The 26,337-nt window shown below is 72.4% G+C and carries 25 protein-coding genes; 15 read left to right on the forward strand and 10 right to left on the reverse strand.

The annotated features are described in order from the left end of the window. Positions 1 to 3 precede the first annotated feature (3 nt). Positions 4 to 1,998, forward strand: a complete 1,995-nt coding sequence (locus ACWDZ4_RS08580; protein WP_451507670.1) for an LpqB family beta-propeller domain-containing protein — start codon at positions 4 to 6, stop codon at positions 1,996 to 1,998. Beyond that, entirely contained in the window at positions 1,995 to 2,942 is a 948-nt protein-coding gene (locus tag ACWDZ4_RS08585) for a S66 peptidase family protein (protein WP_451507671.1), read from the forward strand. The genes ACWDZ4_RS08580 and ACWDZ4_RS08585 overlap by 4 nt, the downstream gene beginning before the upstream one ends. A gap of 12 nt (positions 2,943 to 2,954) precedes the next feature. On the opposite strand, the gene ACWDZ4_RS08590 is transcribed toward ACWDZ4_RS08585, so the two are convergent. Beyond that, entirely contained in the window at positions 2,955 to 3,443 is a 489-nt protein-coding gene (locus ACWDZ4_RS08590; RefSeq protein ID WP_451507698.1) for a DinB family protein, read from the reverse strand. A gap of 192 nt (positions 3,444 to 3,635) precedes the next feature. On the opposite strand from ACWDZ4_RS08590, the gene ACWDZ4_RS08595 reads away from it, so the two are divergent. The 3 genes from ACWDZ4_RS08595 (at position 3,636) to ACWDZ4_RS08605 (ending at position 8,174) form a co-directional block, all read left to right on the forward strand. Continuing rightward, positions 3,636 to 5,438 carry an alpha/beta fold hydrolase gene (locus ACWDZ4_RS08595; protein WP_451507672.1) on the forward strand — a complete coding sequence of 601 codons (1,803 nt, stop codon included), beginning with the start codon at positions 3,636 to 3,638 and terminating at the stop codon, positions 5,436 to 5,438. A gap of 70 nt (positions 5,439 to 5,508) precedes the next feature. Next, the gene (locus ACWDZ4_RS08600) at positions 5,509 to 6,060 is read left to right on the forward strand and encodes a GNAT family N-acetyltransferase (RefSeq protein ID WP_451507673.1); all 552 of its coding nucleotides are present in this window, start codon (positions 5,509 to 5,511) and stop codon (positions 6,058 to 6,060) included. A gap of 107 nt (positions 6,061 to 6,167) precedes the next feature. Next, positions 6,168 to 8,174: a DUF5107 domain-containing protein gene (locus ACWDZ4_RS08605; protein WP_451507674.1), complete on the forward strand. Its 2,007-nt coding sequence runs from the start codon at positions 6,168 to 6,170 to the stop codon at positions 8,172 to 8,174. A 7-nt stretch (positions 8,175 to 8,181) separates the two neighbouring features. Here ACWDZ4_RS08605 and ACWDZ4_RS08610 read toward each other — a convergent pair whose 3' ends face one another. The 3 genes from ACWDZ4_RS08610 to ACWDZ4_RS08620 form a co-directional block, all read right to left on the reverse strand. Then, positions 8,182 to 8,535 carry a VOC family protein gene (locus ACWDZ4_RS08610; RefSeq protein ID WP_451507675.1) on the reverse strand — a complete coding sequence of 118 codons (354 nt, stop codon included), beginning with the start codon at positions 8,533 to 8,535 and terminating at the stop codon, positions 8,182 to 8,184. 124 nt (positions 8,536 to 8,659) lie between these two features. Continuing rightward, positions 8,660 to 9,469 (reverse strand): class I SAM-dependent methyltransferase, encoded by an 810-nt coding sequence (locus tag ACWDZ4_RS08615; RefSeq protein ID WP_451507676.1) that lies wholly within the window; start codon positions 9,467 to 9,469, stop codon positions 8,660 to 8,662. A 111-nt stretch (positions 9,470 to 9,580) separates the two neighbouring features. Continuing rightward, complete coding sequence (locus tag ACWDZ4_RS08620) at positions 9,581 to 10,543, reverse strand: TIGR03557 family F420-dependent LLM class oxidoreductase (RefSeq protein WP_451507677.1); 963 nt, start codon at positions 10,541 to 10,543, stop codon at positions 9,581 to 9,583. A gap of 177 nt (positions 10,544 to 10,720) precedes the next feature. Here ACWDZ4_RS08620 and ACWDZ4_RS08625 point away from each other — a divergent pair, with 177 nt between their 5' ends. The 3 genes from ACWDZ4_RS08625 (at position 10,721) to ligD (ending at position 15,033) form a co-directional block, all read left to right on the forward strand. After that, positions 10,721 to 12,076, forward strand: a complete 1,356-nt coding sequence (locus tag ACWDZ4_RS08625) for an NAD(P)/FAD-dependent oxidoreductase (RefSeq protein ID WP_451507699.1) — start codon at positions 10,721 to 10,723, stop codon at positions 12,074 to 12,076. Position 12,077: 1 nt separating this feature from the next. Next, a complete protein-coding gene (locus ACWDZ4_RS08630; RefSeq protein ID WP_451507678.1) occupies positions 12,078 to 13,934 on the forward strand; it encodes a transketolase in 1,857 nt (618 codons plus the stop codon). Positions 13,935 to 14,106: 172 nt separating this feature from the next. Beyond that, positions 14,107 to 15,033, forward strand: coding sequence for a non-homologous end-joining DNA ligase (gene ligD / locus ACWDZ4_RS08635; RefSeq protein ID WP_451507679.1), 927 nt, complete (start codon positions 14,107 to 14,109; stop codon positions 15,031 to 15,033). Positions 15,034 to 15,157: 124 nt separating this feature from the next. Here the strand turns inward: ligD and ACWDZ4_RS08640 are convergent, their stop codons facing one another. From ACWDZ4_RS08640 to ACWDZ4_RS08650, 3 genes are all read right to left on the reverse strand, one after another. Then, positions 15,158 to 16,300, reverse strand: a complete 1,143-nt coding sequence (locus ACWDZ4_RS08640) for a questin oxidase family protein (protein ID WP_451507680.1) — start codon at positions 16,298 to 16,300, stop codon at positions 15,158 to 15,160. A 124-nt stretch (positions 16,301 to 16,424) separates the two neighbouring features. Then, positions 16,425 to 17,009 carry an NADPH-dependent FMN reductase gene (locus ACWDZ4_RS08645; protein ID WP_451507681.1) on the reverse strand — a complete coding sequence of 195 codons (585 nt, stop codon included), beginning with the start codon at positions 17,007 to 17,009 and terminating at the stop codon, positions 16,425 to 16,427. A gap of 269 nt (positions 17,010 to 17,278) precedes the next feature. Then, positions 17,279 to 17,923: a TetR/AcrR family transcriptional regulator gene (locus tag ACWDZ4_RS08650; protein ID WP_451507682.1), complete on the reverse strand. Its 645-nt coding sequence runs from the start codon at positions 17,921 to 17,923 to the stop codon at positions 17,279 to 17,281. Between the two features lie 297 nt (positions 17,924 to 18,220). Between ACWDZ4_RS08650 and ACWDZ4_RS08655 the strand changes: the two genes are divergently transcribed. The 3 genes from ACWDZ4_RS08655 to ACWDZ4_RS08665 all read left to right on the forward strand — a co-directional run bounded on the left by ACWDZ4_RS08655 (position 18,221) and on the right by ACWDZ4_RS08665 (position 20,569). Next, positions 18,221 to 18,541 carry a VOC family protein gene (locus ACWDZ4_RS08655; protein ID WP_344490945.1) on the forward strand — a complete coding sequence of 107 codons (321 nt, stop codon included), beginning with the start codon at positions 18,221 to 18,223 and terminating at the stop codon, positions 18,539 to 18,541. 85 nt (positions 18,542 to 18,626) lie between these two features. Continuing rightward, positions 18,627 to 19,325, forward strand: a complete 699-nt coding sequence (locus ACWDZ4_RS08660; RefSeq protein WP_451507683.1) for a YczE/YyaS/YitT family protein — start codon at positions 18,627 to 18,629, stop codon at positions 19,323 to 19,325. Beyond that, the gene (locus ACWDZ4_RS08665; RefSeq protein ID WP_451507684.1) at positions 19,322 to 20,569 is read left to right on the forward strand and encodes an MFS transporter; all 1,248 of its coding nucleotides are present in this window, start codon (positions 19,322 to 19,324) and stop codon (positions 20,567 to 20,569) included. Before ACWDZ4_RS08660 ends, ACWDZ4_RS08665 begins: the two co-directional genes overlap by 4 nt. 73 nt (positions 20,570 to 20,642) lie before the next feature. Here ACWDZ4_RS08665 and ACWDZ4_RS08670 read toward each other — a convergent pair whose 3' ends face one another. Beyond that, positions 20,643 to 21,329 (reverse strand): ScbR family autoregulator-binding transcription factor, encoded by a 687-nt coding sequence (locus ACWDZ4_RS08670; RefSeq protein WP_451507685.1) that lies wholly within the window; start codon positions 21,327 to 21,329, stop codon positions 20,643 to 20,645. Positions 21,330 to 21,430: 101 nt separating this feature from the next. On the opposite strand from ACWDZ4_RS08670, the gene ACWDZ4_RS08675 reads away from it, so the two are divergent. Next, the gene (locus ACWDZ4_RS08675; protein WP_451507686.1) at positions 21,431 to 22,321 is read left to right on the forward strand and encodes a ScbA/BarX family gamma-butyrolactone biosynthesis protein; all 891 of its coding nucleotides are present in this window, start codon (positions 21,431 to 21,433) and stop codon (positions 22,319 to 22,321) included. A gap of 53 nt (positions 22,322 to 22,374) precedes the next feature. Here the strand turns inward: ACWDZ4_RS08675 and ACWDZ4_RS08680 are convergent, their stop codons facing one another. Next, positions 22,375 to 23,145 (reverse strand): SDR family NAD(P)-dependent oxidoreductase, encoded by a 771-nt coding sequence (locus ACWDZ4_RS08680; RefSeq protein ID WP_451507687.1) that lies wholly within the window; start codon positions 23,143 to 23,145, stop codon positions 22,375 to 22,377. A 107-nt stretch (positions 23,146 to 23,252) separates the two neighbouring features. Between ACWDZ4_RS08680 and ACWDZ4_RS08685 the strand changes: the two genes are divergently transcribed. Next, complete coding sequence (locus ACWDZ4_RS08685; protein WP_451507688.1) at positions 23,253 to 24,161, forward strand: quinone oxidoreductase family protein; 909 nt, start codon at positions 23,253 to 23,255, stop codon at positions 24,159 to 24,161. On the opposite strand, the gene ACWDZ4_RS08690 is transcribed toward ACWDZ4_RS08685, so the two are convergent. After that, positions 24,150 to 24,863: a ScbR family autoregulator-binding transcription factor gene (locus tag ACWDZ4_RS08690; protein ID WP_451507689.1), complete on the reverse strand. Its 714-nt coding sequence runs from the start codon at positions 24,861 to 24,863 to the stop codon at positions 24,150 to 24,152. The two genes, ACWDZ4_RS08685 and ACWDZ4_RS08690, sit on opposite strands and share 12 nt — an antisense overlap. 376 nt (positions 24,864 to 25,239) lie before the next feature. Here ACWDZ4_RS08690 and ACWDZ4_RS08695 point away from each other — a divergent pair, with 376 nt between their 5' ends. Further along, entirely contained in the window at positions 25,240 to 26,025 is a 786-nt protein-coding gene (locus ACWDZ4_RS08695; RefSeq protein WP_451507690.1) for a response regulator transcription factor, read from the forward strand. A 219-nt stretch (positions 26,026 to 26,244) separates the two neighbouring features. Continuing rightward, a partial coding sequence (locus ACWDZ4_RS08700) for a biotin carboxylase N-terminal domain-containing protein (RefSeq protein WP_280842533.1) occupies positions 26,245 to 26,337 on the forward strand: 93 nt, incomplete at its 3' end.

Consider the following 26,337-nt stretch of genomic DNA (forward strand, 5'->3'; position numbering starts at 1 on the left):
GGCATGGTGCCCACAGGGCCGTACGGAAGCTGGCCGTCGCCGATCGGCGCCGGGCTCGCCGCCTCGCACGGCGGGCACCCGGAGTACGTCGGCATGGTCGGCGACGAGGTGTGGTGGACCGCGCCGCGCCCCACCGAGGGCGGCCGGCGCGCGCTGGTGCGCCGGCGGGCGGACGGCGCCGAGGAATCGGTTCTGCCCGCACCCTGGAACGTACGCAGCCGAGTCGTCGAGTACGGCGGCCTGCCCTGGGCCGGCGCCCAGCGCGCGGTGGGCGGACCGCTCGTCGTCTTCGTCCACTTCCCCGACCAGCGGCTCTACGCGTACGAACCCGACGTGCCCGGCGCCGCGCCCCGGCCCCTCACTCCCGTATCGGCCGTCGGCGGCGGGCTGCGCTGGGCAGACCCGCAGCTGCGCGTGGACCGGGGTGCGGCGGGCGAGGTGTGGTGCGTGCTGGAGGAGTTCACGGGCGAGGCCCCCACCGACGTACGGCGCGTCATCGCCGCCGTACCGCTCGACGGCTCGGCCGCCGAGGACCGCGCCGCCGTCCGCGAACTCTCCGACGGCGCGCACCGCTTCGTCACCGGGCCCCGCGTCTCCCCGGACGGGCTGCGGGCGGCCTGGATCGCCTGGGACCATCCCCGGATGCCCTGGGACGGCACGGAAGTGATCCTCGCGGACATCGCCGAGGACGGCACCTTCCGCGACCCGCGGCGCTTCGCCGGCGGACCCGAGGAGTCGGTCCCCCAGGTCGACTGGACCGCCGACGGACAGCTGCTCTACGCCAGTGACGCCGACGGGTGGTGGAACCTGTACCGCGCGGACCCGCACCGGGGAACGGCGGCCTCGCTCTGCGCCCGCGCCGAGGAGTTCGGCGGGCCGCTCTGGAAGATCGGCCTGCGCTGGTTCCACCCGCTGGACAACGGCCTGATCGCCGTCATCCACGGCAGCGGCACCACCGCGCTGGGCATCCTCGACCCGGAGAGCTGCGAAGTCGTCGACTCGGCGGGCCCCTGGACCGAGTGGGCCCCCACGCTCGCCGTGCACGGCAGCCGGGTCGTCGGCGTCGCCGCCAGCCCGCGCAGCGCGTACGAGGTCATGGAGCTCGACACCCGCACCGGGCACACCCGGGTCATCGGCGCCGCGCACGAGGACCCGGTGGACCCCGCCTTCTATCCCGAGCCGCAGATCCGCGTCTTCACCGGACCCGACGGCCACGAGATCCACGCCCACATCTACCCGCCGCACAACCCCGGCCGCATCGCCCCCGGCGACGAGCTGCCGCCGTACGCGGTGTGGGCGCACGGCGGGCCGACCGGGCGCGCCCCGCTCGTACTCGACCTGGAGATCGCCTACTTCACCTCGCGCGGGATCGGCGTCGCCGAGGTCAACTACGGCGGCTCCGCCGGGTACGGACGCGAATACCGCGACCGGCTGCGCGAACAGTGGGGCGTCGTGGACGTCGAGGACTGCGCCGCCGTCGCCGTCGCCCTGGCCGAGGAGGGCACGGCCGATCCGCGCAGGCTCGCGATCCGCGGCGGCAGCGCGGGCGGCTGGACGGCGGCGGCCTCGCTGGCCGGCACCGACGTCTATGCCTGCGGCACCGTGATCTACCCGGTCCTCGACCTGGAGGGCTGGGCGACGGACGGGACCCACGACTTCGAGTCGCGGTACCTGGAGAGCCTCGTCGGACCGCTCGCCGCCTGCCCCGACCGCTACCGCGACCGTTCGCCCCTGCACCGGGCCGACGGGATCACCGCGCCGTTCCTGCTGCTCCAGGGGCTCGACGACGTGATCTGCCCGCCCGCGCAGTGCGAGAGGTTCCTGGAGCGCATGGCGGGGCGCGGCGTCCCGCACGCGTACCTCGCCTTCGAGGGGGAGGGGCACGGTTTCCGCAGGGCCGAGACCCTGACCCGTGCGCTGGAGGCCGAACTCTCCCTCTACGCCCAGACCTTCGGCATCGACCGCGACGACGTACCCCGTCTGGAACTCACCATATGACTCCTGCGCCTCCTCTGACTCCTCTGGCCAGGCCCGCGCGACTGAGGGCGGGGGCGCGGGTCGCCGTCGTGGCCCCCAGCGGGCCCGTCCCCCCGGAGCGGCTCGAAGAGGGTCTCGGCATCCTGCGGGGCTGGGGCCTCGAACCGGTGGTCGGCCCCCACGTGCGGGACGTGCACCGGCAGTTCGGATACCTGGCGGGACCGGACGAGGCGCGGGCCCGGGACCTGGAGGAGGCCTGGTGCGACCCGTCGGTGGACGCGGTGATCTGCGCGCGGGGCGGCTACGGCGCCCAGCGCATGGTGGACCTGGTCGACTGGACGGCGATGCGCGCGGCCGGACCCAAGGTCTTCGTCGGCTACAGCGACATCACCGCGCTGCACGAGGCCTTCGCCGTACGGCTGGGCCTGGCCACGCTGCACGGGCCGATGGCCGCGAGCGTCCCCTTCCTCGAGGACGGCCCGACGCGGGATGCGCTGCGGGCCACGCTCTTCGAGCCCGAGTCGGTCATGACCCTCGGCCTGGAGGCGGCGGGCGTCCTGGTCCCCGGCCGGGCGCGCGGCGTCACGCTCGGCGGCTGCGTCAGCCTGCTCGCCGCCGGCCTGGGCACTCCGTACGCCAGGCCCGGCGCCCGCGGCGGCCTGCTGCTGATCGAGGACATCGGCGAGGAGGCGTACCGCCTCGACCGGATCCTCACCCAACTGCTGCGCTCCGGCTGGCTGGACGGCGTGGCGGGCATCGCCCTCGGCTCGTGGGAGGGGTGCGGCCCGTACGAGGAGGAGGTGCGGACGCTGCTGTACGACCGGCTGGGCTCCCTGGGGGTGCCGGTCGTCGAGGAGCTGGGCTTCGGGCACTGCGCGACGGCCCTGACCATGCCGCTCGGTGTGCCCGCCGTACTCGACACGGACGCCCGCACCCTCACCCTCGACGTGCCCGCGCTGCGGTGAGGCGGCAGGCGCTCAGGCCCCCGGGTGGTCGCCCGTCGCCCCGTCGACGAGCTCACGCATGATGTCCATGTGACCCGCGTGCCGCGCGGTGTCCTCCAGCATGTGGATGAGCACCCAGCGCATCGACACGGTGTTGCCCGACCACGACGTGCCCCGTGTGTCCAGGTCGAGCTCGGCCACGGCCCGGTCGGCGGCGGCCCGCGCGCGGCCGTAGAGCTCCACGATGTCCGCGGTGGACTCGCCGTCCGTCACCGTCATGTCGTCCTGCGGCTCGAACCACAGCGGCTCGCTCCCGCGCCCGAACGTGGTGCAGAACCAGCCGTACTCGACACTCGCCAGATGCTTCACCAGGCCCAGCAGGCTGGTCCCCGACGGGGTCATGGGCCGGCGCAGCTGCTCGTCGTCGAGGCCGTCGAGCTTCCACAGCACGGCATCGCGGTGCCGGTCCAGGGAGACCTGGAGACTTTCCTTCTCGCCACCGGTGAAGGGAACGCGTTTCATCATCCCCGGACCGTAGCAGCCGGGTCTGACAGCGCACTTCCGGGCGCCGTCGGCAGGACCGGTCCGAGCCGTCTTCACCGGCCTTCCAACGGTCGCCCCGCTCCGACCGTTGACAGCCGTGCGACGCGTGTCCCAGCATGACGGGCGCCGGTACCGACCGGTCGGTAAGGTGCCCTCAGTGTGGAGGTCCGCATGCTCCGTCGCCCCCGCCGTCGCCGCTCCGTGTCCGCGTCCCGCGGACCGGTCGTCTTCGCCGCCGCCGCGGCGCTCGCCGCGCCCCTGGCCCTGACCGCCCCCGGACAGGCCGGCGCGGCGGCCGAATTCACCGTCACCCCCCTGAGGTTCACGGTGCGGGCGGGCGAGGGGACGTGCACCGTCGACGCCGACCTCTACCGCCCCGCCGGAGTCGGCAGGGCCCGCCCCGCGCCCGCCGTCCTCACCACCAACGGCTTCGGCGGCAGCAAGGCCGACGGCTCCACCGACGCCATCGCCAAGGCCTTCGCCACCCGCGGTTACGTCGCCCTCGCCTACTCGGGTCTCGGCTTCGGCACGTCCGGCTGCCCCATCTCGCTCAACGACCCGGAGACCGACGGCCGGGCCGCGTCGGGCCTGATCGACTTCCTGGGCGGCATCCGCGCCGCCGACGACGGCACCCGCGCCGACTACGTCGTCAAGGACGGCGCGGGCGACCCGCGCGTCGGGATGATCGGCGGCTCGTACGGCGGCACCGTCCAGCTGGCCACGGCCGCGAACGACCGCCGCCCGGACGCCCTCGTGCCCCTGATCACCTGGAACGACCTCGCCTACTCCCTCGACCCCAACAGCGCCACGGACGACCGGGCCGTCCCCGGGGCGTACAAGTACCAGTGGACGTCCGGCTTCTTCCTCATGGGCGAGGCGCAGGGCCTGCTCAACCCGGGCCTCGACCCGTCCCGGGCCGGTGGCGGCGGCTGCCTGCACTTCGTCGCCGAGGCCTGCGGGACCACCCGGCTGCTGGCCTCGGGCCGCTACCCCGCCGGCCGCACCGCCGAGATGCTCGCCTACGCGCGCGGCGTCTCCCCGGTCTCGTACCTCCACAAGGTCAGGACGCCGACGCTGATCGTCCAGGGCCAGGCCGACACCCTCTTCAACCTGAACGAGGCGGAGGCGACGTACAGGGCCCTCAAGGCCCGGGGCACCGAGACCCGCATGATCTGGCAGTCCTGGGGCCACAGCGGCGGTCTCACCGACCCCGCCGCCGGCGAACTGAACCTCGGGCAGGGCAATCTGGAGACCAGTTATGTCGGCCGGCGCGTCCTCGCCTGGTTCGACCGCCACCTGCGCGGCAGGAAGGGCACCGGCACCGGCCCCGCCTTCGCGTACTACCGCGACTGGCAGAGCGGCTACGGCACGGCCGCCGCGCCGCCCGCCCTGTCGCGGAAGGTGTACCTCTCCGGCGACGGCAAGCTCGTCGACAACCGCTCCAAGGTCGTGCGCGGCGCCCGCGAGTACCGCAACCGCCTCTTCCCCACCAGCCACTCCGAGAACTCCCTCTCCGGCCTGACCGGCCTGCCCGACCGCGCTCCCAGCGACGCCCCGGGCACCTACCTCGGCTGGTCCACCGAGCCGCTCGAGGCCCCCGTGGACGTGGTCGGCGCGCCGAGGGCGACTCTCAGGGTCGTCTCCCCGAGGACCGAGCGCGTACAGCACTCGGGTGACGCCGCCGACAAGCTCGTCCTCTTCGCCAAGCTGTACGACGTCGCCCCCGACGGCACCAGGACGCTCGTCCAGCGCCTCGTCGCGCCGGTCCGCGTGCCCGACGTGAGCCGTCCCTTCACCGTCTCGCTCCCCGGCATCGTGCACCGCTACGAGACCGGGCACCGGCTGGAGTTCGTCGTCGCGGCGAGCGACGACGCGTACTACGGCAACCGGGGCGTCAAGCCGGTGACGGTCACCAGCGCCCCCGAGGACACCGGCGTCCTGGAGCTTCCGGTGACCAGGGGCTCGCTCGGCTGACGACGTTCCCCCTCACACGTCCGCCCGCCCGGTCGCGCGCGCCGGGGAAGGGCGGAAGTAGCCTGGAGGGATGTCCGAGAGCCCCGAGTGCGCCGCCTACCTCGCCGAGGGCCCGCGCGTGGGCCTGCGGCACTTCAGCCACGCCGACGCCGACGAGTTCACCGCGCTGGCGCGCGAGAGCAGGAGCCTGCACCACCCGTGGCTCTTCCCGCCGGAGCGGCCCGCCGCGTACGCCGCCTACGCGGATCTGCTCATCGACAATCCGGCACGGGTCGGCTTCCTGGTGTGCGAGCGCCCGGACGGCCGCATCGCGGGCTTCATCAACATCAACAACATCATCGGGGGCAACTTCCTGTGCGGCGCGCTGGGCTACGGCGCGTTCGCGCACGCGGCGGGCCGAGGTCTGATGAGCGAGGGCCTCGGCCTGGTCATGGACCGGGCCTTCGGCCCCATGGGCCTGCACCGGCTGGAGGCCAACGTCCAGCCCGCGAACAAGGCGTCCCTCGCGCTCGTCCGCGGGGCCGGGTTCCGGCTGGAGGGCTTCTCACCGGACTTCATCCACGTCGACGGCGCCTGGCGCGACCACGAACGGTGGGCGATCACCTCGGAAATGCGTCGCTGACCCCCGGCGGTCTTCCCCGGGACCCCCTGGTCAGGGAGGCGTCCGCCGTGTTCGGATGGGCGTCGGGCGCCGGTGGACGGCGGCCCGTGTGAGGGAGTGAGACTGCCTTGGCCACGACCGTGCGACGCGCCGTACTGACCCTGCCCGCCGCCCCCTTGGGGCCGGAGAACCCGCTGCCGGTGCTCCGCCCCCTCGACGAGACGCACGCCGTCGACGAGCGTTCGCGCGCCCGCCTGCCGCGCGACATGGCCCGCCAGGCCGGTTACGGACCGCTGCGCACCCTCCTGCCCGTACGCGTCCTGGACGGATACGGACGCGAGCGCGCGCGGACGGACCTCGACGCGATCGTCATCGAGAACGACCGGCTGCGAGCGACCGTGCTGCCGGGGCTCGGCGGGCGCGTGCACTCGCTGTTCCACAAGCCGACGGGACGCGAACTGCTCTACCGCAACCCGGTCCTCCAGCCCGCCGACTTCGCACTCAACGGAGCCTGGTTCTCCGGCGGACTGGAGTGGAACATCGGCGCGACCGGACACACGACGCTGTCCTGCGCCCCGCTGCACGCCGCGGTCGTCCCCGCCCCCGACGGCGGTGACATGGTCAGGCTCTGGGAGTGGGAACGGCTGCGCGACCTGCCCTTCCAGGTGGACCTGTGGCTGCCGGCCGACTCCGACTTCCTCCACGTCGGCGTACGGATACGCAACCCGCACGAGCGGACCGTACCCACCTACTGGTGGTCCAACACGGCGGTCCCGGAGGACGAGGGGACCCGGGTACTCGCCCCGGCGGACGAGGCCTGGCACTTCGGGTACGAACGCCGCCTGCGGCGCGTGCCGGTGCCGGAGTCCCACGGCGACGGCGTCGACCGTACGTACCCGCTGCGCGGCGAGTTTCCGGCCGACTACTTCTACGAGGTGCCCGGAGAGGCCCGCAAGTGGATCGCCTCGCTCGGCGCCGACGGGCAGGGGCTCGTCCAGACCTCCACCGACCTGCTGCGCGGCCGCAAGCTGTTCCTGTGGGGCGCGGGGCGCGGCGGGCGGCGCTGGCAGCAGTGGCTGACCGAGCCGGGTACCCCGGGCTACGCCGAGATCCAGGCCGGCCTCGCCCGTACCCAGCTGGAGCACGTACCGCTGGAGGCCGGCGCCGAGTTCAGCTGGCTGGAGGCGTACGGTCCGCTGGCCGCCGACCCCGGGGCGGTGCACGGCGGGGACTGGGCGGCGGCCCGCGCGGAGGCGGAGGCCCGGCTGGAGGACGCGCTGCCGCGCGCGCGGGTGGAGGCGGCCTACGAGGCGTGGCGGCCGTACGCCGACCACGCGCCCGGGGAGTCGCTCGCCACCGGCTCCGGATGGGGCGCGCTCGAAGTCGTGCGCGCCGCACTGGAACTCCCCGGTACGCCCTTCGACGAGGCGACGCTCGGCGAACAGCAGCTGCCCTGGCTGGAGCTGGAGCGCAGCGGCACCTTCCCGGCGTCGCGCGAGGCGGCCCTGCCGGGCCCGTCGCTGGTCGCGCCGCACTGGCGGGACATGCTGGAGACGGCGCCGGCGGAGCCCCTCACCGAGTACCACCTGGGGGTCGCCCAGTGGCACGCGGGCGATGTGGCGCAGGCCGTGCGCAGCTGGGAGCGGGGGCTCAAACTGGCCTCCGTGCGCTGGCCGTTGCTGCGCTGCCTCGCCGTCGCCGACCGGGAGGCGGGCAACTCCGGGCGCGCCGCCGACCATTACGCCGAGGCGTTCGACGACCTCCTCCGCCAGGAGCGGGGCGACGGCGAGCACCGGGAGCGGCACGACGGCGAGGCGTGGACGGCGGCGACGGCCGCCCTCGGCCGCGAGGCGATCGCCGCGCTTCTCGCGGCACGGCGTGAGGAGGCGGCCCGCGCCGTCTGGGAGGGGCTGCCCCCCGCCGTACGCGGAAGCGGCCGCTTCCGGCTCGTCGAGGCGCAGCTCCTCGTCGCCGAGGGGGACCGGGAGGGCGCCCGCGCGCTCTTCGACGCCGGCTTCGAGGTGCCCGACCTGCGCGAGGGCGCGGAGGTCCTGGGCGAGGTGTGGGCGGCGGCGGCCGGCGACGAGCCGCTGCCCGAGGCGTACGACTACCGGATGCGGCCGGCGGGGGAGTAGCCGGCGGTCACACGGCGGCGCGCCGGTCGGCGTACTCGAAGACCGAGCCGTCCGGGTGCGCGGCGATCAGGTTGCGGCCCACCGGGGTCGGGACGGGGCCCGCGATGATGCGGGCGCCGGCCCCGGCCAGGGCCGCGCCCGCCTCGTCGACGTCCTTGACGGCGATGGTGGCCGACACCTTGCGCAGCACTTCGAGTTCGGACTCGGGGCCGCTCATCAGGAGGAAGCAGCCGACCGCGGCGACGGAGACTCCGCCGCGCTCGAAGCGCAGCGCGCGGCTCTTGGTGAGGCGTTCGTAGAAGGCCACCGTGGCCTCCAGGTCGTCGACGCAGATGCGCAGCGTGGTTCCGAGGATCTCCATGGGGGCCAGGGTAGTTGGTGCCCTGCCTGCCCGGCGTGAGTACGTCGATGGTGCCCTGCGGGGCGTGTTCCCCGGCCCGCAGGGCCGCCGGCCCCGCAGCGGCACCGGTCCGCACTCCGCCGCCTCACACGCGGCAGAGCACCTCCCCGTGCGGCACCATGAACCACGCGTCGTCCCGGCCGCCCCACTCACGCCACGCCCCCGCGATCGCCGCCAGTTCGTCCGCGGTCGCGTGGCCGCCGGCCACCGCCAGTTCGGCGTACACGGATGCCGTCGTACGGTCCGCCCACAGCCCGCTCCACCAGGCGCGCTCGTCCGGCGCGGCGAAGCACCAGGCCGCCGCCGAGGCCCGTACGTCGGTGAAGCCGGCGTGCCGCGCCCAGGACAGGAGCCTGCGGCCCGCGTCCGGTTCGCCGCCGTTCGCGCGGGCGACCCGGCCGTACAGCCGCTGCCACTCGTCCATGAGCGGCACCTGGGGGAACCACGTCATGGCCGCGTAGTCGCTGTCGCGCGCCGCGACGACGCCGCCGGGGCGGCACACGCGGCGCATCTCCCGCAGCGCCCGCACCGGGTCGCCGACGTGCTGGAGCACCTGGTGGGCGTGGACGACGTCGAAGGAGTCGTCGGGGAAGTCGAGCGCGTGGACATCGGCCACCGCGAACTCCACGGTGGCCAGGCCGCGTTCCGCCGCCACCTCGCGCGCTCGCCCGAGGACGTCCTCGGCCGCGTCGACCGCCGTCACCCGGCCGGGGGCGACGAGCGCGGCCAGGTCGGCCGTGATGGTGCCGGGACCGCAGCCCACGTCCAGCACGTCCAGTCCCGGCCGCAGTTCGTCCAGGAGGTACGCCGCCGAGTTGGCGGCGGTCCGCCAGCTGTGCGAGCGCAGCACCGACTCGTGGTGCCCATGGGTGTAGACCGCGGTTTCCTCCGGCATGGCGTACTCCTTCTCTCGGCTTCTCGCGGAAGCGGTACGCCGTACGTTACGTCGCTGTGCCGGAATGTGAGATGTGAATCTTGAGATGTGAGACGACGGTCTCCGTCGGCCTCACGTGCCCAGGACCTGCGGCAGCACCTTCGTGCGGTAGAAGTCGAAGAAGCCGCGCTGGTCGGGGCCGATCTGGTTCACGTACACCCGGTCGAAACCGGCGTCGGCGTAGGCCAGCAGCTCACGCGCGTGCGCGTCGGCGTCGTCGCCGCACACCACGTTCGAGGCGACCATGTCCTCGGTGACGAGGGTCGACGCCTGCTCGAAGTGGCGTGGTGTGGGCAGGATCTGGCCCAGCTCGCCGGGCAGCTGCTCGTTCGGCCACAGCCGGTGGACCGTGCGCACCGCCGCGTCGCGGTCGGGCCCGTAACAGACCTTGGTGCCGCCGCTGACCGGCTTGGAGCCGCCGCCGCCCTTCCGGAAGCGGGCCACCGACTCCCCGTCGGGGGCCATGGTGATCAGCCCGTCGCCGATGCGCGAGGCCAGCGCCATGGCCTTGGGGCCGAAGGCGGAGACGTCGATCGGGACGTGCTCCTCGGGCACGGTGTAGAGCCGGGCGTTCTCCACCGTGTAGTGCTTGCCCTCGTGGCTGACCTCGTTGCCGTCGAAGAGGCTGCGGATCAGCTGTACCGCCTCCTCCAGCATCTCCAGCCGCACCCGGGTGCTGGGCCAGGCGCCGCCCAGGATGTGCTCGTTGAGCGCCTCGCCGCTGCCCACGCCGAGCCGGAACCGGCCCTCGCCGAGCTGGACGGCCGCCGTGGCCGCGGCCTGGGCGACCACGGCCGGGTGCATCCGTACGGTCGGGCAGGTGACGGCGGTCTGCACCGGCAGGGAGACCGCCTCGGACAGGGCGCCGATCACCGACCAGACGAAGGGGCTCTGCCCCTGTTCCTCGTTCCACGGATGGTAGTGGTCGGAGATCCACAGGGCCTGGAAGCCGGCCTGCTCGGCCATCCGTGCCTGTTCGACGAGGGCCTTGGGGCCGAACTCCTCGCTCGACAGGAAATATCCGAACTCGGTCATGGGAAGTGCCTCCAGCGCCTCCGGCGCGAACGGTTTCTGCGGGCCGGGTAACCAGCGCGCACCCGGGGAAACCCGCCCCGCCCGGTGTTTGGCCCCCGGGCTCGGGGGCACCGGGAAGGTCCATCGCCCCAGCCCCGTGCACGAGGTGAAAGCGTGACCCGTCAACGTCCCCGCATCGTGATCGTCGGAGCCGGATTCGCCGGCCATCAGGCCGCGAAGACCCTCTCCCGGGAGGTCCGGGACAGGGCCGAGATCGTCCTCCTCAACCCCACCGACTACTTCCTCTACCTGCCCCTCCTGCCGCAGGTCGCCGCCGGCATCCTCGAACCGCGCCGGGTGACGGTCTCGCTGCCGGGGACGCTCCCGCGCGTACGGCTGGTCCTCGGTGAGGCGGACCGCGTCGACCTGGCGTCGCGCCGCGTGCACTACACGGGCCCCGAGGGCGACGCCGGCGAGCTGGAGTACGACCGGCTCGTACTGGCCGTCGGCAGCGTCAACAAGCTGCTGCCGGTCCCCGGCGTCTCCGAGTACGCCCACGGCTTCCGGGGCCTGCCCGAGGCTCTCTACCTGCGCGACCACGTGACCCGCCAGATCGAACTGGCCGCCGCCACCGGCGACCCCGGCGAGTGCGCCGCGCGCTGCACCTTCGTCGTCGTCGGGGCCGGCTACACCGGGACCGAGGTCGCAGCCCAGGGCAAGATGTTCACCGACGCCCTCGTCCGCAAGCAGCGCGCCTGGCGCCACGCCAAGCGCAAGCCGCGCTGGCTGCTCCTCGACATCGCGCCGCGCATCCTGCCCGAACTGGACCGGCGCCTGTCGCAGACCGCGGACAAGGTGCTGCGCGGGCGCGGGGTCGACGTACGGACGCGGACGTCCGTCAAGGAGGCCACCCCGGAAGGGGTCCTGCTGGACGACGGCGAGTTCGTCGACACGAGGTCCCTGATCTGGTGCGTCGGCGTACGGCCCGACCCGCTGGTCTCCGAGATCGGCCTGCCGGTCGAACGCGGGCGCCTGCTCGTCGAACCCGAACTGAACGTGCCCGGGCACCCGGAGGTCTTCGCCTGCGGCGACGCCGCGGCCGTGCCCGACCTCACCCGGCCGGGGGAGTTCACCCCGATGACCGCGCAGCACGCCGCCCGGCAGGGGAAGGTGGCGGGCCGCAATGTCGCCGCGTCCCTGGGGTACGGGGAACGGCAGGCGTACCGCCACCACGACATGGGGTTCCTCGTGGACCTCGGCGGGGTCAAGGCCGCCGCCAACCCGCTCGGGATCCCCCTGTCCGGGCCGGTCGCGGGCGCGGTCACGCGCGGTTACCACCTCGCCGCCATGCCGGGGAACCGGATCAGGGTCGCGGCCGACTGGGCGCTCGACGCCGTACTGCCGCGCCAGGCCGTACAGCTGGGCCTCGTACGGTCCTGGTCGGTCCCGCTCGACACCTCGTCACCGGAACTGGCCCGGGTCCCCGGCCCGCGCGGGCGGCCGGACGACCATCACGCCCAAGAGGTGAACACGAGGAGTGACCACAAGGAGTGACATGGACAGCGAACAGCTCATCCAGCTCGGACAGCAGCTGAGGGTCGACGCGGTACGGGCCGCCGACGCGGCCCAGTCGGGCCATCCGACCTCGTCGATGTCGGCGGCGGACCTCGCGGCCGTGCTCCTCGCCGGGCATCTGCACTACGACTTCGACCGGCCCGACCATCCCGGCAACGACCGGTTCATCCTCTCCAAGGGCCACGCGTCGCCCCTGCTGTACGCCATGTACCGGGCGGCCGGAGCCGTCGACGACGAGGAACTGCTGACGTACCGGCGGCTCGGCAGCCGCCTCGAAGGACACCCCACGCCCAGGCTCCCCTGGGTGGACGTGGCGACGGGCTCGCTCGGGCAGGGGCTGCCGGTCGGCGTCGGCGTGGCCCTGGCGGGCAAGCGCCTGGACCAGGTCCCCTACCGCGTGTGGGTGCTGAGCGGCGACAGCGAGATGGCGGAGGGATCGGTGTGGGAGGCCGTCGAGCACGCGGCCGACCAGCGCCTCGACAACCTCACCCTGGTCGTCGACGTCAACCGGCTCGGGCAGCGCGGCCCCACCCGGCACGGCTGGGACCTGGCGGCGTACACCCGCAGGCTGCGGGCCTTCGGCTGGCACACCGTCGAGGTCGACGGGCACGACGTCGAGGCCGTCGACGCCGCCTTCAACGAGGCGCGCTCGACCACCGGGCGGCCCACCGCGGTCGTCGCGCGCACCCGCAAGGGGCGCGGCGTCGCCGCCGTGGAGGACCAGGAGGGCAAGCACGGCAAGCCCCTGGAGGACGCCGGGGAAGCGATCGAGGAGCTCGGCGGCCCCCGGTTCGTCCGGGTGGAGGTCAGCAGGCCGCACACCGCCCGGAGTTCGGACGCCCCCGCCGCGGGCCCGCTGGAACTGCCGCGCTACGAGCGGGGCGACGAGGTCGCCACCCGCAACGCGTACGGCGAGGCGCTCGCCGCACTCGGCTCCGCGCGTCCCGACGTCGTGGCCCTGGACGGCGAGGTGAGCGACTCCACGCGGGCGCAGTTCTTCGCGAAGGAGCATCCGGACCGGTTCTTCGAGTGCTACATCGCCGAACAGCAACTGGTCGCGGCGGCGGTCGGGATGCAGACGCGCGGTTACGTCCCGTACGCCTCCTCCTTCGCGGCGTTCCTCACCCGCGCCCACGACTTCGTGCGGATGGCGGCGGTCAGCAGGGCCGGCATCAACGTGGTCGGCTCGCACGCCGGAGTGGCCATCGGCGAGGACGGGCCCTCCCAGATGGGACTCGAAGACCTCGCGATGTTCCGCGCCGTCCACGGCAGCACCGTCCTGTACCCGTGCGACGCCAACCAGACCGCGCACCTCGTCGCCGCGATGGCGGAGGGCGACGGGCGGAGCCGGGGCGTACGCTACCTGCGCACCAGCAGGGGCGCGATGCCCGTCCTCTACGGGCCCGACGAGGAGTTCCCGGTCGGCGGCAGCAAGCTGCTGCGCTCCGGCGACGACGACAGGCTCACCCTGCTCGCCGCGGGCGTGACGGTCCACGAGGCGCTGCGCGCGGCCGACCTGCTCGCCCAGGACGGCCTGCCGGTCCGGGTCGTCGACCTGTACTCGGTCAAGCCGGTCGACGAGCGCGCCGTACAGGCGGCGGCGGAGGCCACCGGCTGCCTGGTGACGGTGGAGGACCACCACCCGCAGGGCGGCCTGGGCGACGCGGTCGCCGAGGTGTTCGCCGACGGACGCCCGGTGCCGCGGCTGGTCCGCCTGGCCGTGGGGAACATGCCGGGCTCCGCCACGGAGCAGGAGCAGCTGAACGCGTCGGGCATCGACGCGGACTCGATCGCGGCCGCCGTGAAGCTCCTGGTGGAGAAGGCGGTCGTACGGTGAGGACGCGGCGGGGAGGGGGCGGCGGGGTGCCCTGAACGCCCCGCCACCCCCTCCCCGCGCAGTGCGGGCCCGCCCACCGGGACGGGCCCGTGCCCGCGCTGTTCCGTGTACGGCTGCTGTTTCGAGTACGGCCGCTGCGGCTGTACGGCCCGGAGCGAGCTCAGGAGAGACGATGACGACGACGAGTGACGACACCACGACCGTGCGGGCCGGACACCGCACGGTGACCGTCCACCGGCCCGGAAAGGTCCTCTTCCCCGACTGCGGTCTCACCAAGGCCGACGTCGCCGACTACTACCGGCGCGTGGCGGCGTTCATGGTGCCCCAGCTGCGCGACCGGCCCCTCATGCTGGAGCGCCGGCCCGACGGCACCGAAGGCCCGCGCTTCATGCAGAAGGACACCCCCGCCCACTACCCCGGGTGGGTGCGCCGGGAGCGGGTCGCCAAGGAGGGCGGCACCGTCACGCACACCGTGTGCGACGACAGCGCCACCCTCGTCTTCCTGGCCGACCAGGCGTGCCTCACCTTCCACCGCTGGCTCTCCCGGGCCGGCCGCGTCGACCGGCCCGACCGGCTGGTCTTCGACCTCGACCCTCCCGGGGACGACTTCCCGGCCGTACGGGAAGCGGCGCACCGGCTCGGCGAGCTCCTCGACCAGCTGCGGCTGCCGTCCACGCTCATGACCACGGGCTCCAAGGGCCTGCACGTGATCGTGCCCCTCGACGGGAACACCACGTTCGACGACTCCCGCGCCTTCGCCAGGGAGGTCGCGGACACCCTCGCCGAGCGCCACCCGGACGCGCTGACCACGGCCGTACGCAAACAGTCCCGCGGCGACCGCCTCTACCTCGACGTCCAGCGCAACGCCTACGCGCAGACGGCCGTCGCTCCCTGGTCGGTCCGGCCCAAGGAGGGCGCGCCGGTCGCCGCACCCCTCTCGTGGGAGCAGCTCGACGACAAGGAACTGACCGCGCGCAGCTGGACGTTGACGGATGCCGACGGCGTACTGGAACAGGCCCGCACGAACCCCTGGGCGGACGTGTCCTCCCGGGGCCGGGCGCTGGGCCCGGCGCGCAGGCGCCTGCGCGCCCTGCGCTGACGGACCCCGGCGTACAGCCGGGCCCGCCCGCCGCCCTCCGGCGTGCGGGGGACTTCCCGAGAGGACGGCGTCTTCCCTCGTGCCCTCTTGCGCCCCCTCGCGGCCGTGACCGCCCGGAGCAGCGCTACGCGGGCGAGGACCCGCCGGGCCGTACGCCCCCGGCACCGCCGCCCGCGTCCAGGCGGGTGATGCGGCGTTGCGCGGCGAACGCGGCGGCCGGGTAGCGGGGGTCGGGCAGCAGGGCGTACTCGCGCAGGCACGCCTCGGTGAACTTGATGACGTGCTCGTCGCCGTGTTCGGCGGCCCGCGCGCCCAGTTCGTCCATCGGCGGCAGGTCCGGGACCTCCGTCCGCCAGGCCGCCGTGCCCTCGTCGCGCCGGTCGGTGGTGAAGGCCAGCAGGAACGCCGCGTGCACCTGCCACAGCTGGGCCAGCGTCGGCTCGTGGAGCTCGTGCGGCAGGTGCGGGAGCAGGATGCGTACGGCGGCCGGTGCGGTGACGCCGTGGATCAGCGGGACCGGGTAGACCTCGGGGTGGCCGAGAAAGACGTCGGCGAACTGGACCGTCATCTCGCTCAGCAGCCGGGGCGCCTGCTCCGGGGCCAGCCACTCCAACGACTCGTTGTAGCCGGGCAGCTCGTCGAGCCCGTCCAGCCGCCGGCGGGCGATACCCGGTCCCATCGGGCCGTCCTGTGCCACGCGGGGCAGCGCGGCGACCGCGGCGGGCAGGTCGTAGGAGCCGTGCAGCCGCGGGCGGCCGGGAAGCTCGGTGTAGCGGGCGGCCCAGTACGCCAGGCCGCGGGCCAGCTCGTCGAGCTGGAGGCGCGTGGGCCTGTCGGCGGCGGCGTACAGGCCGCGTACCGCGTGCGCGGTGCGGATGAGGCCGTGGGTCAGACCGGCGAACAGGCCCGGGAGCAGACGCGGCCACCAGCGGACCAGCACCTCGCGCCAGTGCGCCCCGGCCAGTTCGCGGACGAAGAGCCGCTCCCAGTCCCCGGCCCGGTCGAAGCTCCCGAGCGCGGGGCGCCAGGAGGACTCGTCCGCGGGGTCCAGGGCGAAGCGCGCGGCGGGCGGCTCATGGTGCTCCATCGCGGCCCGGTAGCGCCGCACCCACCGGGCGACTTCGTCCTCCTGCCCGAGCAGGGCCAGGGCCTCGGCGCCCATCGGGCCGTGGTTGGCGAGGTCCACGCCCTGTCCGCGCTCGTACCCGAGGCCGTCCAGCTGTTCCAGGGCTTCGTTGACCGCGTCGCTGTAGCTGATCGACGGCATGGGAACCTCACCTTCCGGGCGTCCGACTGCTGGGGGAACGCGCACCGGTGCCGCCCTGGCGCCGTGGGAGCCGTGCGGGTCCCACGACGCTGTCCGTGCCGACGGCACCGTGGTGCGGGCGGGTTCAGAGGGCGTAGGGCTGTTCGGCGCGCGCGGTGCGCAGCGCCTTGCCCCACCAGGCCACCTGGTCCAGCAGCTTCTTCGCCGCCGCGTCCGAGCCCTGGGGCGCTTCGCCGTCGGCGAACGCGGTCCAGGGGTTGTGCAGGCTGACCATCTCGCGCACCGTCATGGCGTGCACCTCGGCGAAGACCTGCCGCAGGTGTTCGGCGGCCCGCAGGCCGCCGCCCATGCCGCCGTAGGACACGAGACCGACCGGCTTGGCGGCCCACTCCTGCAGGTGCCAGTCGATGATGTTCTTCAGCGAGGCGGGGTAGGAGTGGTTGTACTCCGGGGTGACCACGACGAACGCGTCGGCCGCCGCCAGCCGCAGGGACAGGGCGTCCTTGACCGGTCGCACGTGGTCCTCCGGCTCCTCGCCCATCGCCGGCATGGACAGCGGCAGCGGGTGCTCCAGGACGTCGATCACATCGACCGTCAGGTCGCCGCGGGTCCGGGCCTGCTCGGCGAACCAGTGACCGACCTTGTCGCCGAGGCGCCCGCCGCGCGCGCTGCCGATGATGATGGCGAGGGACAGGGGCTGGGTGGTCATGGACTACCTCCGGAAGGGACGGACGGGTGCCGGCGGGGCAGGGCGCCCCGGCTCAAAAGTAAACTACACCGTGCGGAGCAAAAAGTCTCCCGGCCCTCCTCGTTTCACTTCCGCCGACCAGGCCGGAGCGGTCGTGGGGCGTGGCGCGGCCGAACGCACGGCCTCGCCGCCGGCCGCGGAAGTGGCGGACGGAGCGCGGCAGCCGGCGAAACCCGTCAACCGCCGCGGGGGCGCGCCGGAGTGCCGGCCGGCCTCGCGGGGGAGCGGAGTCAGAACCCGCTTCCGTACAGCCGCAGAAAGGCGGCCACTCCTGAGGCGACCAGTGCGTCCAGCTCGTCCTGGGGCAGGGGGAGGGCGCCGTGGAAGGACCGTTCGTACGCCTCGGACATGACCAGTTGGGTGAAGTGGGCGGCGGCGTCCTGGGGGGCGTCCGTGTGCAGCCGGCCGGCCGCTGTGAGGGCGGTGAAGTGCTGGGCGAGCCGCGCCTGGGTGCGTCGCGGCCCCTCGGTGCGCCAGCTCTCGATGACCTCGGAGGGCAGCCGTGGCGCTTCCGCGAAGATGACCCGCACCAGGGCGAAGTGCCCCTCGAACCCGCTCTGCGGAGCGGCCAGGGCGCGGCCGAGCACTCTCAGCTCGGTTCTCAGGTCGGCCGGGTCGGTCAGGTGCTGGTCGATCAGCTCCTCCTGATGGGCCGCCACCGCGTGCGTGCTCTCCTGGAGCACGCTCAGCAGGAGCTGCTCCTTGTCCTGGTAGTGGTTGTAGATGGTGCGTTTGGAGACTCCGGCCTCGGCGGCGATGGTGTCCACGCTGGCGCGGGTGTAGCCCTCGCGGCCGAAGACGGCGCGGGCGGCGCAGTCGATCGCGGTGCGCTTCGCGGGACGCCCTGTTCGGGTGGCGGTGGCGGGGGTCGTCATGATGGCTCACTCCTCGGATCGCGCCGGCCGGCGTGAATCGAACGAAACTACACCGGCTAGTTTACGTGACACCCCTCCGACGATCCCGCCCGCGCCGCGCTCCGGCGCCCGCCCGTCCGTGGCGGATCGCTTTTTGCCCTACCCGGTTTACTTCTGGAACTACACCGTGTAGTTTCCTTCTTGTCGGGGGAGATCCGGCGAGGCCCCGCGTCTTCCGTCTCCGCCCCGGGCCTGTCCGGCCCCGTCGACACATCAACAGCCCCCTGGAGAAGGGGGGTTCATGAGAGGTAGGACGTCATGTTCGGCAAGCTGACGGTCATCAAGATCTTCTGCACGGACCTGGACACCATGGTCGCCTTCTACCGCGACCGGCTCGGTCTGAAGATCCGTGAGGAGTACCCCGGTGTCTCCGTGGTCTTCGACACCGGCCACGACGGCGAGCTGATCATCCAGAAGGGCGACCAGCCCATCAGCCTCGCCTTCACGCAGGTGGACATCCCCGCCGCCCACTCGGCCGTGGAAGACCTCCGCCCCACCGGCGTCGTTCCGCACAAGACAGGTGAGCGTTTCGAGATCAGTGACCCCGCGGGCAACAACCTGATCTTCGTCAACGCCTGATCACCCCCTCCACTCGCGGGCCGTCCGACCCTTCCTTCCGCTCCCAGGGCGGCCCGCGTCCATCTGTCGTGATTGGGAACCCGTCATGTCGAAGTTGCTCAGCACCCACGCCCACGTCCGGCCCCGTCAGCACATCAACCTCCGCGACCGCATCCAGGGCTACGCGCTCTATCTCGCGGGGTGCCTGATCTTCGCCTCCGGTGCCACCCTGTTCATCCACTCCGGTCTCGGCGTGGACCCCCTGGACGTCCTCTCCCTCGGTCTCCTGGAGCACTTCCCGTTGACCATCGGCCTGGCCCAGGCGCTCATCGCGGCCGTATGCATCGTCATCTGGTCCGTGTGGAACCGTCGTCGCCCGGTCGTGATGCCGTTCGTCACCTTCCTCCTGTGCGGCAGCCTCATCGACCTGATGCTCCTGGCCGACCTGGGCTGGTTCGCCTCCGTACCGTCCCTGGTCGTCGCGGTCCTGCTGTGCTCCTACGGCTCCGCCCTGATCATCATGAGCGGTACCGGCATCCGTGCCATGGACCTGATCGTCATCTCGCTCAACCAGCGCCTGAAGGTGCCCTTCTGGGCCGCCAAGGTCGGCGTCGAAACCGTCCTGCTCACCCTCGGCTGGCTGCTGGGCGGCCCCGTCGGCATCGGGACCCTCGCCTTCCTGATCTTCGTCGACGGTCTCATCCAGCCCTTCATGACCTTCAACACCCGCACCCTGCACCTGACCAACCACGGTCTGACCAGCCCCGGCGGAGTCGGTGCCCCCGTACTGGAAGGCGCCCGGTGAGCACTCCCGCATCCGAACCCGCACCGGCTCCGGCTCCGGTCCGGCCCGGCACGCTGCCGCTCCTGCTGTTCGCCTCGACCCTGACCGTGATGGCGGGATCCATCCTCGCGCCGGTCATCCAGGTCATCCGCGGCGACCTCCAGCTCAGCGGCACCGAGGCCGGCCTCATCATCACCACGCACAGCCTCTCCATCGCGGTGACCAGTCCGCTGGCCGGCTGGATGCTCGACCGCTGGGGCGTACGGCTGCCGCTGGCGGGCGGACTCGTCCTGTACGGACTGGCGGGCGGCACCGGTCTGGTCGCCGAGACCTACCCGGCGCTCATCGCCAGCCGGATCGCGTTCGGTGCCGGAGCCGCCCTGGTGTTCTCGGGCACCACCCTGGCCCTGCTCAACCTCTACAAGGGGCCCGCGCAGGACCGTGCGATGGGCTGGCGCGGGACGGCCACCAGCATGGGCGGGGTGCTGTGGCCGCTGCTGGCCGGAGGCGTCGGGGGAATCTCCTGGCACCTTCCCTTCGGGGTCTATCTGATCGGCGTGCCCCTCGGGATCGCCACCGCCCTGCTTCTGCCCCGCGAGCGGCCGAAGGGGACCGGCCGCCCGGCCGAGAAAAGGCTCGGAGCGTGGCAGATGCTGCGCCGGCACCGCATCCTGCTCGTCTGGTACGGGCTGCAGTTCTGCGGCTCGCTGCTGCTGTACGCGCTCGTGGTCTTCCTCCCGCAGCGCCTGGCGGAGGCCGGTGTCGAGGATCCGCTGCTGGTCTCCCTGTACACCGTGGGCATGTCCGGCGCGATGAGCCTCATCGGCCTCGCGTACGCCTCGCTCCGTACCCGCCTGGCCTACAGCCTGCTGCTGCGGGGGTCACTGGCGCTGTGGACGGCCGCCTTCCTGCTGCTCGCCGTCGCACCCAACGCCCCCCTGCTGTTCCTGGCGCCGCTGCTGTTCGGCCTCGGCCAGGGCGTGTTCTTCCCGGTGACCACCGTGCTGATCGGCGAGGGCGTGCCCGCGGCCGTACGCGGCCAGGCCACCTCACTGTCGGGAACGGCCACCTTCGCCGGGCAGTTCGCCTCCCCGCTGCTGATCGGCCCGCTGATCCAGGCCACCTCGCCCACCACCGGGTTCCTCCTCGCGGCAACCGTGCCCGCACTGGCCCTGACCGCCCTGTGGGTCAGCCGAGCGGGCACGACCGGTCCCCAGCCCGGCAGCCCGGCCCCTTCCCCCGCTCCCGCCGCCCGGGCCGAATGAGGGGCCGCCCGTGCCGGTGGTGAGCGTCGTCCGCCGGGTCCCGCAGCCGGTGGCGGGCCACCGCCACCGGCGTCTACGGGTGCTGGGCCATCGCACTCACGGGGGCATCACCGGCGCCTTCCGGATCGTCCCTGCCCGTCATGGCGAAGAGCCGGGCGGTACGGCCCGTGGAGATCTCCAGCCGGGGGAGGACGGTGGGCACGGCGATGCTGGGCAGCATCAGCTGGAGCAGCCCGGCCACCTCGGTGGGCAGGTCGTACTCACCCGGCAGCCCCTCGGACACGATGCGGACGCCGGTCCAGGCGGACAGCAGCAGGCGGGCGGTCCCCGTCTCCTCGATGTACGGATGCACCTCGCCCCGCGCCTTGGCCTCGCCCAGCAGTGACGCCAGGAGATCGGTCCAGTCGGGCCAGCGCGTTCCGAACATGCTCCGTGAGTTCCGGTCCACCGCCAGGCGCAGCGCGGCGCTGAACATGGGCTCCCGGGGCAGCCGGTGGGCCATGAGCATCATCATGTCCAGGACTTCCTGGAGCTTGATCTCCTGGGGCAGGACGCCCTCGGTCGTCACCGCCTCGCTGAGCACCCCCCGGGCCATGTCCTCCTTGGAGCGGAAGTGGAAATAGAAGGCGCCCTTGGTCACGCCGGCCCGCTCCAGGATCTCCGAGATGGTCGCGGCTTCGTAGCCCAGCTCGTCGAAGACGGCAGCGGCGGCCTCCAAGATGACCCTGCGGGTCCGGATCGCCCGCTCCTGTTGCGCCACGCCTGGGCTCCCTATGGAAATAATCAAACGCTCAAAAAAGAACCGTTGGGTCGGTATCTTAACTCGAGCAGGAGCTTTCAGCGGCCTTTCGAGGGGGAAATATGTCCGGCAGTTTGCTTTCGGGTTACGACCAGGTGGACCGGTACGACGGGATCGACGCCCTCAAGAAGTACGTGCATCTGCACCGGGAGGAGGCCGTCCTGCTCACCGGCTGGTCCTCGCGCGGTTCCGACCGGTATACGGTCACCGCGCGGTGGCCCGCGGCAGCGGGCGGGCCGTGCGAACCCTGGTTAGTCACGCAGACCATCCGGCAGAGCTGCCTGGTCGTCGCCCATGCCGAGCGATCGGTTCCGCTGGCGCACCAGACGCTGATGGAGCGCCTGGACTTCTCCCTGGCCCGGGACTACCGGGTTCCCCGGGACGAACCGGTCGACCTGACCGTCGACGTGTTCTGCCGGAGTACGGGCCACCGCTCGATGCGGGTCGAGCTGACCCTGCTGCACGCGGGGCGCCCGGTCGGGGAGTCGGTGGTCGACTTCAGCTGGATAGCTCCCGCGGTCTACCGCCGACTGCGCGGCGAGCACCTGCACGTCGCCTGGGGAGAAGGCCCCGTTCCCGCGCCCGTGGCCGCGCACACGGTCGGGCGCGACCACGCGTCCGACGTGGTCCTCGCGCCCGCCGGCCGGCCCGGACGGTGGCAACTGCGTACGGACGTCGGCAACGCGGTCCTGTACGACCACCCCGTGGACCACGTCCCCGGACTGGTCCTGATCGAGGCGGCGTGCCAGGCCGCCCAGGCCCTCACCGGTCCGGCGGTGTTCTGTCCGGTCGAGGTGGCCAGTACGTACGCCCGCTACGTCGAGTTCGACGTCCCGTGCTGGATCGAGGCGGCCGTCGTTCCTCCGGCGGACGACGGTGTCACGCGGGTCGAGGTCACCGGCGTGCAGTACGGCAGCACCGCGTTCAGCGTCATCCTCGCCTCGGAGACCTAGACCGGCCCGGTGAGGACGCCCCGTCCCGCCGGGGCGTCCTCACCCCCGTGGGGTCAGCGGTTGACGAAGCCGCCGTCCACCGGCATGACGATGCCGGTGACGTACGACGCCCGGTCGCTGAGCAGCCAGGCCGCCGCCTCGGCGATCTCTTCCGGGGCCGCGGTGCGCCCCTGGGGGGTGATCGCGTGGATCGAGTCCTCCAGACCGGGGTTGCGGTCGTACCAGTCGGCCGTGATCTCGCTACGGGTCGACCCCGGTGCCACGGCGTTGACCCTGATCCCCTGGCGTGCGTACTCGTCGGCCGCGGCCCGGGTGAAACCGACCACCGCGTGCTTGGAGGCCACATAGGGGGCGGCCGCCGGTATGGCCACCAGGCCCCCGACACTGCTGTTGTTCACGATCGAGCCGCCGCCGTTGTCCAGCATGGCGGTGATCTCGGCCCGCAGGCAGTTCCACACCCCACGGACGTTGGTGTCGATGATGGAGTCGTAGACGTCGTCCTTCATGCGGTGCAGTGGTGCCTGGTCGCCGCCGATACCGGCGTTGTTGAAGGCGCCGTCGAGCCGGCCGTGGCGTTCCACCACGAAATCGACCGCCTCGCGTACGTCCTGCGCGCGGGTCAGGTCGGTCACCACGTAAGAAGCGTCGAATCCCTTGTCGTTCAGTTCGGCCACGACGGCCGAGAGCCTCTCCTTCCGGCGTGCCGCGAGTACGACCGCCGCCCCCTCCCGGGCGAAGACGGAGGCGGCTGCGGCGCCGATACCGCTGCTCGCTCCCGTAATGAATATGACTTTGTCTTGCAGGAGTTGACCTTTTCCGATCATGCCCTGCAGTCTTCCAGCCCGATGTCGACGAGTTCGCACCAGGCAGGTAAACGGTCTGCGGCGTCACGCAGGGGAATACCGGTCCGGCCGGACGGCGTTCCCTCACCATGCGTGCTATCCAGTTCGACCGCTTCGGCGGCCCGGAGGTACTGACCCTCCGCGATCTGCCCGAACCGACCCCCGGCCGGGGCGAGTTGCTGATCGCCGTCGAGGCGGCCGGTGTCAATTTCGCCGACACCCACCAGGTCGACGGCTCCTACCTGAGCCCGGACCGGCTGCCGTACGTACCGGGCAGCGAGGTGGTCGGCAGGACCCAGGACGGGCGGCGGGTCCTGGCCCGGACGACGGGCGGCTACGCCGAACTCGCCGTGGCCGAAGCGGAGTCGGCGATCGACATCCCCGAGGACCTGCCCGCGGGCCACGCGCTGGCCCTGCTGATGCAGGGGCTGACCGCCTGGCACCTGCTGCGCACCGCCGCCCGCCTGCTGCCCGGCGAGAGCGTCGTGGTCCATGCCGCCGCGGGCGGTGTCGGCAGCCTCGCCGTGCAGCTGGCCAAGCAGTTCGGCGCACGGCGGGTGCGGGCCATGGCCTCCACCCCCGCCAAGCGGGAACTCGCCCTGGCGCTGGGCGCCGACGACGTGGCCGAGTATCCGCTGGACGAGCCCGCCGACGTGATCCTTGACGCGACGGGCGGCCGGCTCTTCGACCAGGCCCTCGGCTCCCTCGCCGACTCCGGCCGCCTGGTGACCTACGGGAACGCCTCCCGCACCCCGTTCACCCCCGTCGACCCCGCGCGGCTCAGCCGCCTCAACGCGGGAGTCGTCGGCTTCTGGCTGCGCCCCGCCCTGGCCCGCCCCGGCGGCTTCACCGAGCCGCTCAAGGAACTGCTCTCGCTGACCGCCCGGGGGCGCCTGCGGCCCGTCACCGGCGCCGTGTACCCGCTGGCCGAGGCGCGTCGGGCGCACGAGGACCTGCTGGCCCGTCGCACCACGGGCAAGGTGACCCTACGGCCGTGAAGGCGCGGTGCGACAGCGGCGGCTGTGCGGTGGCGGGCCGGTTCCCGGCACGAACTCCTCCGGGATGAGCAGTGACTTGTCGATCACGAAGTCCGCGCCGTCGGGGCTCAGCGTGCTCAACGCCCGGGGGGTGGCCACCCGGGGCAGGAGCAGCTGCCAGAACCCGGTGAGCGAATGGCGCGACAGCCACTCCGCCTCCCCCCGGCCCAGCACTTCGAAGCCGGTGGTCGCCGCCACCACGGCCGCGGTCAACGGCTTCAGGGCCACTTCCTCGGCGAGGACACCCTCGTCCAGGGCCCGGGCCAGCAACCGCTCCACGCACTCCCTCCATTCCTGCCGGAGGTTCGGGCCGGGGGGCCGGACGGTGTCGTAGCCGAGCTGGAAGCCGGCGCGCACCACCACGTCCTGGCTCAGGAGGAAGGCGAAGGTGTGCGAGATGTCGGTGAGTTCCTGGAGTGCGTTCGGCCGGCCCTGCGCGGCCCTGCACGCCGCACGGTGAAGGGCATGTGAGGCCGAGGTCACGACGGCGTCGGCCACGGCTGCCTTGTTCCTGAAGTGGAAGTGCAGCGCGCCGGGGCTCACACCCGCGTCCGAGCTGATCTCGGCCAGGCGCGTCCGTTCGTATCCATGACGCTCGAACAGCTTGGCCGCCGAGCGGATCAGCGCATGGCGGGTGCGGGCGCCCCGTTCCTGTTTGGTCACGGAGGGCTCCAGTCCTGGGACTACTTCTGCGGCCTGGCGGCCTCGGGGGAGGGGAGGGGGAGATGGCACTGCGGCAACTATAAAACCAACTACGTGGTTTGTATACTGGTGGTTACTCTCTGTCGCATCAGGAGAGGCCGATCATGGGTTCCCCCCTCGGGCCTGGGGGTCAAACAGGCGTCATCACGGGAAACTTGCGCTTTACTTGCCCTGTTATTACAGGGATGCGCGAGAGGATGGTCGGGTGAGGGCGGGGGTGAGTGGAGGAGTGCCTCCGTACTTTTAAACTTTGACAAACCGGCGTACCGGTTTGTATCTTCGCGGCGGAAGGGTCTACTGGTGATGCGCCCATCGCGCGGATGTGCAGGAGCGGCAGATGACACAGCAGTCCACTGGCACACTCGAACCTCACATACTTGGCCGGAATCATGAAGATCGATTAGTTCCGCTGCCCACCCATGCGCCGTCCGCGGAGGCGGGCGTCCGTCCCCGGCGAAAAGCCGTGCGGGTCCTTGTCGTGGAGAACGAGCCGCGCACCGCCGAAGCCCTGGTCCAAGGGTTGCGCCGACACGGTTATCAGGTCGAGAGCGTGGCCACCGGCGCCAAGGCGTTGCAGGTGCACCGCAGCTCCGATCTGGTCCTCCTCGATCTCGAACTGCCCGACCTGGACGGACTGGAGGTCTGCCGGAGCATCCGGGCCACGTGTGACACGCCGATCATCGTGGTCACCGCCCGGGACACCGAACTCGACCGGGTGCTGGGTCTGCAGGCGGGCTCGGACGACTACCTGGCCAAGCCGTACGGTTTCCGTGAGCTGATGGCCAGGATGGAAGCGGTCATGCGCAGGGCCCGGCCGCAGCAGTCCCTGGAGCAGGTCATCACGCGTGGGCCGCTGCGCATCGACGCGCGAACGCGCGAGGTCCGGCTCGACGGGCGGCACATCGAGGTGACCCGTAAGGAGTTCGACCTGCTGCATCTGCTGGCCTCTCAGCCGGAGGCCGTCATCTCCCGAAGACAGCTCATGGTCCAGGTGTGGGACGACTCCTGGTCGCGGCCGGGCCGGACCATCGACACACATGTGAGCAGCCTGCGCAACAAGCTCGGTTCCAGTAACTGGATCATCACGGTCAGGGGGGTCGGCTTCCGTCTCGGACACCCGTAAGCGGTGTCCTGGGGGGTTACGGGGCGTCAGGGGCCCCGTGGCCCGGCCGAAGGTCTGACATATCCCTGACATTCTGCTCAACGGTTTCTCACCTGCCACGCGAAACCGCAGGGGCCGTGAAGGAAGTTCACCAAAGCCTGGACCATGGCGCCTTGATCCTGATGAGTGCCCGGAACAAGCTGACATCCAGCTTCCGGACCAGCCATGAGGAGATCCGTCGTGCGCAAGGTGCTCATCGCCAACCGTGGCGAAATCGCTGTCCGCGTTGCTCGGGCCTGCCGGGATGCCGGGATCGCGAGCGTGGCCGTCTAC

This window comes from Streptomyces sp. NPDC003016, assembly GCF_053591455.1.

Bases quoted from the DNA above. Each gene is read 5' to 3' on its own strand.
- ACWDZ4_RS08610 (WP_451507675.1), bottom strand. From the start codon at position 8,535: ATGGAGATCCTCGGAACCACGCTGCGCATCTGCGTCGACGACCTGGAG.
- ACWDZ4_RS08580 (WP_451507670.1), top strand. From the start codon at position 4: ATGGTGCCCACAGGGCCGTACGGAAGCTGGCCGTCGCCGATCGGCGCC.
- ACWDZ4_RS08595 (WP_451507672.1), top strand. From the start codon at position 3,636: ATGCTCCGTCGCCCCCGCCGTCGCCGCTCCGTGTCCGCGTCCCGCGGA.
- ACWDZ4_RS08645 (WP_451507681.1), bottom strand. From the start codon at position 17,009: ATGACCACCCAGCCCCTGTCCCTCGCCATCATCATCGGCAGCGCGCGC.
- ACWDZ4_RS08685 (WP_451507688.1), top strand. From the start codon at position 23,253: ATGCGTGCTATCCAGTTCGACCGCTTCGGCGGCCCGGAGGTACTGACC.
- ACWDZ4_RS08630 (WP_451507678.1), top strand. From the start codon at position 12,078: ATGGACAGCGAACAGCTCATCCAGCTCGGACAGCAGCTGAGGGTCGAC.
- ACWDZ4_RS08590 (WP_451507698.1), bottom strand. From the start codon at position 3,443: ATGAAACGCGTTCCCTTCACCGGTGGCGAGAAGGAAAGTCTCCAGGTC.
- ACWDZ4_RS08650 (WP_451507682.1), bottom strand. From the start codon at position 17,923: ATGACGACCCCCGCCACCGCCACCCGAACAGGGCGTCCCGCGAAGCGC.
- ACWDZ4_RS08675 (WP_451507686.1), top strand. From the start codon at position 21,431: ATGTCCGGCAGTTTGCTTTCGGGTTACGACCAGGTGGACCGGTACGAC.
- ACWDZ4_RS08655 (WP_344490945.1), top strand. From the start codon at position 18,221: ATGTTCGGCAAGCTGACGGTCATCAAGATCTTCTGCACGGACCTGGAC.
- ACWDZ4_RS08620 (WP_451507677.1), bottom strand. From the start codon at position 10,543: ATGACCGAGTTCGGATATTTCCTGTCGAGCGAGGAGTTCGGCCCCAAG.
- ligD (WP_451507679.1), top strand. From the start codon at position 14,107: ATGACGACGACGAGTGACGACACCACGACCGTGCGGGCCGGACACCGC.
- ACWDZ4_RS08680 (WP_451507687.1), bottom strand. From the start codon at position 23,145: ATGATCGGAAAAGGTCAACTCCTGCAAGACAAAGTCATATTCATTACG.
- ACWDZ4_RS08615 (WP_451507676.1), bottom strand. From the start codon at position 9,469: ATGCCGGAGGAAACCGCGGTCTACACCCATGGGCACCACGAGTCGGTG.
- ACWDZ4_RS08640 (WP_451507680.1), bottom strand. From the start codon at position 16,300: ATGCCGTCGATCAGCTACAGCGACGCGGTCAACGAAGCCCTGGAACAG.
- ACWDZ4_RS08695 (WP_451507690.1), top strand. From the start codon at position 25,240: ATGACACAGCAGTCCACTGGCACACTCGAACCTCACATACTTGGCCGG.
- ACWDZ4_RS08585 (WP_451507671.1), top strand. From the start codon at position 1,995: ATGACTCCTGCGCCTCCTCTGACTCCTCTGGCCAGGCCCGCGCGACTG.
- ACWDZ4_RS08600 (WP_451507673.1), top strand. From the start codon at position 5,509: ATGTCCGAGAGCCCCGAGTGCGCCGCCTACCTCGCCGAGGGCCCGCGC.
- ACWDZ4_RS08660 (WP_451507683.1), top strand. From the start codon at position 18,627: ATGTCGAAGTTGCTCAGCACCCACGCCCACGTCCGGCCCCGTCAGCAC.